We start from the raw sequence: 4828 nt of genomic DNA, 5'->3' as shown, positions 1-4828 counted from the left end.
CCTCTCCCTGGACAAGTTCGCGTCCCTTTTTTCGTTGCCGGGGGACGGGGGGTTCCTTCCCGCGGAGGACATTTGGCCCGGGGGAGGAGGGGGGGGCGGCCCCCCGGCCCCCCCCCCCCTGGACGCTCGAACCGGTCAGCCGACCGAGCTGTTGTAACTCTCGATAGCGGGCTGGAGTTCCTTGGCCGCGTCCGCGAGCGCCTGCTGGGCGGTCTTGCTGCCGGCGATCGTCTGCTCGATGGCGGTCTCCACGCCCTTGCGGGCCTGCGGCATCACGCCGAGCAGGCAACCCGCGGTGGCCGGAGTGGGCTTGGTGGCCTTCAGCTGGTCGATGGCGGTCTGGAACTGCGGGTACTTGGCCACCCACTCCTTGTCCTTGGGGTCGTCCAGGGACTTCCGGTTGACCGGGAAGTAGCCGGTGCCGGTGTGCCAGGCGGCCTGCTGCTCGGGGGCGGTGAGGAACTTCTCGAACTCCCAGGCGGCGCGCTTCTCGGCGTCCGAGTGGCCGGGGCCGCTGATCCACAGCGAGGCGCCGCCGATCACCGGGCCGCCTTGGTCGCCGGCGGTGGCCTTGGGGAACGCCGCGGTGCCGACGCCGAACTTCGCGGCCTCGGTGTAGCCGCGCAGCACACCGGTGGACTCCAGGTGCATCGCGACCGTGCCGGCCTTGAAGGCGGCCTGGGCGTCGTCGGTGACCCGGCCGGTGTTGGCCGCGTACCCGCCCTTGACGAGGTCGGCCCACCACTGGACGATCTGGGCGCCCTGAGCGGAGTCGAACACGACCTTGCCCGCCTTGTCGCTGCGGCCGTTGTCCTTGTCGCAGTACATCGTGCCGGACTCGGCGAGCAGTTCCTCGACGAACCAGCCGTAGATCGCGGCGCCGAAGCCGTAGCGGACGGTCTTGCCGTCGGCGTCCTTCCTGGTCAGCTTCTTGGCCGTCTCGGCCAGTTCGTCGAGCGTCCGGGGCGGCTGCGCCGGGTCGAGCCCGGCCTCCTTGAAGGCGTCGGTGTTCAAGTAGAGCAGCGGCATCGAGGAGTTGAACGGCATCGAGACCAGCTTGCCGCCGGCCGAGTAGTAGTTGCGGATGTTGGGGTCGAGGTCGTCCAGCGAGTAGCCGTCCTTGTCCGCGAAGGCCTGGGCGGGGACGGTCTGCTTGGAGTCGATCATGAAGCGGGTGCCGATGTCGTAGACCTGCACCAGGGCGGGGGTGCCCTTCTGCTGCACCGAGGCCTTGTACTTGGCGACCAGTTCGTCGTACTTGCCCTGGAACTGGGCCTTGACCTCGATCCGTCCCTGGTGCGCCGCGTTGAACTGGCTGACCAGTCCGTTCAGCACCTCGGCGTTCTTACCGGTCATCGAGTGCCAGAACTCGACGGTGGTGACGCCCGAAGCCTGGTCGAGCGCCTGGGCGCCGGGGGCGGCGGCGTCGGCGGAGCCGCCCGAGCCGGAGCCGGAGGAGCTGCAGGCGGTCAGGGACAGGCCGGCCACCAGCAGGGCCGCGAGCGCGCGGGCACTCTTCTTCACGAGGGTTCTCTCTTTCCGGAAGCGGGACGGACGGTCCAGCGGAGGGCGGGACGGCGAGCCGACGGCGGGGCGGTCGGCCGCGGGACGGGTCAGCGGCGGGGCGGGTCAGCGGACGGCACCCGCGGTGAGGCCGCGGACGATGAAGCGCTGGCCGAAGACCACCAGGGCGAGGGTGGGCAGCAGCGAGAGCACGACGCCGGCCAGGATCAGACCGGGGTCGGCCATCTCGGAGTCCCGCAGCGAGGTGAGGCCGATCTGCAGGGTCTGCATGTTCGCGGTGCGGGTGATGATGAGTGGCCAGAAGTACTGGTTCCAGGCGGACAGGAAGACGTAGACCGACAGCGCGGCCAGGGCCGGCTTGTTCAACGGGACGACGATCCGCCACAGGAAGCGCCAGTGCCCGGCGCCGTCGATCCGGGCGGCGTCGCGCAGTTCGCCGGGCAGCTGCCGGAAGGACTGGCGCAGCATGAAGGTGCCGAAGCCGGAGGCGAGGAAGGGCAGCACCAGACCGAAGTAGGTGTTGCCGAGGCCCCAGTCCGACAGCGTCAGGTAGTTGGGGATGATGATGGCCTCCCACGGGACCATCAGCGTCGCCAGGAACACCCCGAACACCACGGCCCGCGCCTTCAGCGGCAGGAACACGAAGGCGTACGCGGCCAGGATCGAGGTGAACAGCTGGGCGAGGGTGATGGCGGTGGCCGTGATCGCCGAGTTGGCGTACTGCCGGGCCAGCGGGATGGTGTCCACGGCGCCGGAGAAGTTCCGGCCGGTGATCGAGTGCGGCACCAAGGCCGGCGGGTAGGACGACAGTTCGGCCGGATCCATGAAGGCGCCGACGATCGCGTAGTACACCGGGAAGGCCACGGTGACGAGGGCGGCGGCGAGCAGCAGGTAGACGGCGGCGCGGCCGAGCAGGTCGCGCGGGGAGCGCCCGGCGAACACCCGGGCGCGCGGGCGGCTGCGGGGGCGGGGCGCGTCGGCTTCGGGCTCGGCGCCGGCGCCGGTTTCCGTGGCGAGGGTGGTCATGCGTAGTGCACCTTCCGCTCCAGGACGCCGAACTGGACGGCCGTGCAGGCGAGGACGACCACGAGCAGCACGACGGCCTGGGCGCTGGCCGTGCCGAAGTCGCTGGAGTTGTAGGCGAAGGCCTTCTCGTAGACGGAGTAGACGAGGGTCCGGGTGGAGCCGTCCGGGCCGCCCTTGGTGAGGATGTGGATCTGGCCGAAACTCTGCAGTGCGTGGACGGTGGAGACCACCGTCAGGAAGAAGAGGTTCGGCCCGAGCATCGGGACGGTGATCGAGCGGGCCAGCCGCAGGCCGGAGGCGCCGTCGATGCGGGCCGCCTCGACGACCTCGCCCGGGATCGAGCCGATGCCGGCGGAGAGCACCAGCACGTTGTAGCCGAGGTTCATCCAGACCGTGGTGACGGCCACCGAGACCAGCGCGTAGCGGGAGTCGGTGAGCCAGCCGACCGGGCCGAGGCCGACGTGTGAGAGCAGGCCGTTGAGCACCCCGCTGGCGGGGTTGAAGAACACCGCGAAGACCACCGAGGCGCTGGCCACCGAGAAGGCGAAGGGCAGCGCGAAGGCGGAGCGGAGCAGCCGTACACCGCGGATCCGGTTCTCCAGCAGCAGCACCAGCACGAGCGCGCCCAGCACTCCAGGCACCACGGTGAGCAGGGTGAACAGCGCCGTGGTGACCAGCGTCCGGCCGAAGTCGGCCGAGCCGAGGAGGTCGGTGTAGTGCTTCAGCCCGACGTAGCGGGAGGGCGCGCCGAAGAGGTCGTTGGCGTGCCCGCTCAGGTAGACGGTGCGGCCCAGGGGGTAGCCGATGAAGAGGGCGAACACCACCAGGGAGGGCAGCAGGAAGGCCCGGGCGAGCCCGTGTTCGCCCCAGCGCGCTGCCCGATGGGGTGGTGGGCGGCGTCCCGGCGGGGGCGCGGTGTGCGGTGCGGTCGGCATGGGTCGCGCGTCCGCCTTTCGTGTGTCGGTTCCGGCCGAAACCGTGTCCTGCCCGAACGACGGCGCGGGAACCCCGGGGTGATCGACGGGTGTCCTCGGACTTACGCGTTCGCGTCAGATTCGGCCGGTCCGCCCCGGAGGACGTGCCCGACGACTCGGGAGCGGAGCGGCACTGCGGCGGCTGGACGCACGGTGGCCTCAACCGCGCCTGCGCACGGGGCGGTTGAGGCCACCACGGCTCAGGCGGAGACGCCGCCGTCCAGGACCAGGTCGGCGAGACGCTGTAGCCTGCCCGTACTGGACCGAACGGTCAAGAAAGGCGACTGGCCACTTGTTGACAGCCGTCTGACGGAGCGTTGCCCGGCCGACCGGGCGAAGGCTAGCTTTACCGCCCCTTGCCCCCTTCTTTCCCCACAAGAGGCGTTCCCGCATGACCGCACAGTTCCCCGCAAGCTCCCGCCAGGCGGCCGACGCCGCCCGCCCCTACGTCCTGGCGGCCTTCCGCGCCGTCATCGGCCTGCTCTTCGCCTGCCACGGCGCCGCCTCGCTCTTCGGCGTCCTCGGCGGCACGAAGGGCGGTGGCGCCCTCCCGCTCGGCCAGTGGCCCGGCTGGTGGGCCGCACTGATCCAGCTGGTCGGCGGCGCCCTGGTGCTGCTCGGCCTCGGCACCAGGGCGGCCGCCCTGCTCTGCTCCGGCTCGATGGCGTACGCCTACTTCACCGTCCACCAGGAGCACGCACTGCTGCCGCTGCAGAACGGCGGCGAGCCCTCGGTGCTGTTCTGCTGGGCCTTCCTGGCCATCGCGGCGCTCGGCTCCGGCCCGTACGCCCTGGACCGGCTGTTCACCGCCCGCGGGCCGGAGGCCCGGACGGCCGAACCGGCCGCCCAGCCGACCTCCACGGGCTGAGGGTCAGCTTCCGGCCAGGTGCCGTTCGACCGAGGCGACCTTGGCGGTGAGACCGTCGGTGACCCCGGCCCGGTCGTCGATCTTGATGACCGTGCTCACCCGGCCGCTGTAGGCCTTCACCGCCTCGATCGCCTCCCGGATCACCGGCATCACCTCGTCCCACTCGCCCTCGACGCTGGTGAACATGGCGTCCGTCCGGTTGGGCAGCCCACTCGCGCGGACCACCCGGACGGCGGCGGCCACCGCCTCCCCCACGTCCTCGCCGATCCCCAGCGGGGTCACCGAAAAGGCTGCGATCACGGCTCTGCACTCCTTGCGTCGACGGCACTGGTCGCCGGTCCGGGAACTCCCGGACCGGCGGGCAGACTCAAGGGGCCTACAGCCCGACCCCGAGAGGTAGCGGCGGGAACACACGAACAGAGGGTAGCGCGGCGAG

The 4828-nt window shown here is 71.0% G+C and carries 5 protein-coding genes; 1 reads left to right on the top strand and 4 read right to left on the bottom strand.

Features of this window, described 5'->3' with window-relative positions; all coding sequences use genetic code 11:
• Positions 1–135: 135 nt before the first annotated feature.
• The 3 genes from ACZ4WV_RS22940 to ACZ4WV_RS22930 all read right to left on the bottom strand — a co-directional run bounded on the left by ACZ4WV_RS22940 (position 136) and on the right by ACZ4WV_RS22930 (position 3485).
• Positions 136–1524 (bottom strand): ABC transporter substrate-binding protein, encoded by a 1389-nt coding sequence (locus ACZ4WV_RS22940; protein WP_465749564.1) that lies wholly within the window; start codon positions 1522–1524, stop codon positions 136–138.
• A gap of 105 nt (positions 1525–1629) precedes the next feature.
• Positions 1630–2550 carry a carbohydrate ABC transporter permease gene (locus tag ACZ4WV_RS22935; RefSeq protein WP_465749562.1) on the bottom strand — a complete coding sequence of 307 codons (921 nt, stop codon included), beginning with the start codon at positions 2548–2550 and terminating at the stop codon, positions 1630–1632.
• Positions 2547–3485: a carbohydrate ABC transporter permease gene (locus tag ACZ4WV_RS22930; protein ID WP_465749560.1), complete on the bottom strand. Its 939-nt coding sequence runs from the start codon at positions 3483–3485 to the stop codon at positions 2547–2549. Before ACZ4WV_RS22930 ends, ACZ4WV_RS22935 begins: the two co-directional genes overlap by 4 nt.
• A gap of 430 nt (positions 3486–3915) precedes the next feature.
• Between ACZ4WV_RS22930 and ACZ4WV_RS22925 the strand changes: the two genes are divergently transcribed.
• Positions 3916–4392 carry a DoxX family protein gene (locus ACZ4WV_RS22925; protein WP_465749558.1) on the top strand — a complete coding sequence of 159 codons (477 nt, stop codon included), beginning with the start codon at positions 3916–3918 and terminating at the stop codon, positions 4390–4392.
• Between the two features lie 3 nt (positions 4393–4395).
• On the opposite strand, the gene ACZ4WV_RS22920 is transcribed toward ACZ4WV_RS22925, so the two are convergent.
• Positions 4396–4692 (bottom strand): MTH1187 family thiamine-binding protein, encoded by a 297-nt coding sequence (locus ACZ4WV_RS22920; protein ID WP_465749556.1) that lies wholly within the window; start codon positions 4690–4692, stop codon positions 4396–4398.
• Positions 4693–4828 lie beyond the last annotated feature (136 nt).

The sequence above is a fragment of the Kitasatospora sp. NPDC029312 genome (assembly GCF_055569215.1).
Note: the sequence above shows the minus strand (reverse complement) of the source record. Positions and strands in the feature narration are given on the sequence as shown.

Coding starts and splice junctions, on each gene's coding strand:
- ACZ4WV_RS22935 (WP_465749562.1), bottom strand. CDS start 2,550: ATGACCACCCTCGCCACGGAAACCGGCGCCGGCGCCGAGCCCGAAGCC.
- ACZ4WV_RS22930 (WP_465749560.1), bottom strand. CDS start 3,485: ATGCCGACCGCACCGCACACCGCGCCCCCGCCGGGACGCCGCCCACCA.
- ACZ4WV_RS22925 (WP_465749558.1), top strand. CDS start 3,916: ATGACCGCACAGTTCCCCGCAAGCTCCCGCCAGGCGGCCGACGCCGCC.